This window comes from Bartonella sp. AC130YNZD (assembly GCF_042196865.1).
Taxonomy (GTDB): Bacteria; Pseudomonadota; Alphaproteobacteria; order Rhizobiales; family Rhizobiaceae; genus Bartonella.
Map to the genome: position 1 here is coordinate 1 of NZ_JBHIQZ010000121.1, position 1,051 is coordinate 1,051.

The 1,051-nt window shown below is 32.8% G+C and carries 1 protein-coding gene; it reads right to left on the bottom strand.

All coding sequences use genetic code 11. The annotated features are described in order from the left end of the window. Window positions 1-244 precede the first annotated feature (244 nt). Window positions 245-1,051: hypothetical protein (locus ACFINU_RS10025; protein ID WP_375667693.1), on the bottom strand; the 807-nt coding region annotated here is incomplete at its 5' end.

Consider the following 1,051-nt stretch of genomic DNA (forward strand, 5'->3'; position numbering starts at 1 on the left):
ATCCATAACTTTACCAATGGGTTTATTTGCCTCAAAATGGACTGTACAGAAGCGTTTTTAATTTCAATGTGGTTTTTCTGTACGGTGCCTTTCTGTCAATTTAAACGCATATCTATTCTCAAAATCATCAGCAAACTTCACTACTTTGCTGTTTATCATTCAATGCTTTTAAATACGATTTCATTATGTAGCAAATAAACTAATAGCCTCTCTACTCCTGATGCATTCTGATCCATAAGTGTCTTTAAGCGTAAATCGCTGTTGCAAGTTGATTGAAGCTTTCTGAAAGGTTATTTGCGAAATTGTTTGACGGTGGTTTATAACATGCGCTTTCATATAGTTTTTTCACTTCTGATTTTACGTGTTTCTTAGTTACCAATCCATATTTTGGATGCGTAATCCAATTATCCCAAGCGCTTTGCCAATCGCGTTCATTTGCATTTCGACATGGATTGGTTTTTGAAAAGCGTACAAATTTTTCAAATTCTGATAAGGCTTCATCATGCGTTAATCCTTGTTCAATTGCGTATTGAAAATCAGGTTTGAAATCTTCTAGTATTCTTTTAACTTCTTGTTTTTCCCTTGTTTTCTTTGTTTCTTCAAAAAAATTTGCTTTCTCTGGAAAATAAGCAGGCATTATCTTATCAACGATTTCTGAAAGTTGTTTACCAACCTTTTTAACTTTTCGTGAAGGCAATTTCTCAATCATCGCTTCGTCAATTTGCCATCGGTTGTTAGCATTGTTTGAAGTGTTGGTATTTTGCTCGTGAATGATTGGTTGTTTGGTTTCTATCGTTTTGATTTGTTCTGATTGAACATCATCACACTCGATTGCCTTTTCAACAAAATCGTTTGTTTCTAAATTTTCAAAATCAATTTCTCTTTTTGATAAAATAATATTTTTATTTTTTTTGTTATTGTTAATGTTATTGTTAATGTTAATGGCATCATTTAGCATTGCATATGCATTGCACGTGCATTGCTCATGCATTGCACGTGCATCATCATTACTTTTATCTTTGTTTTTATCCCATCTAGCTTTTGCTGCTTT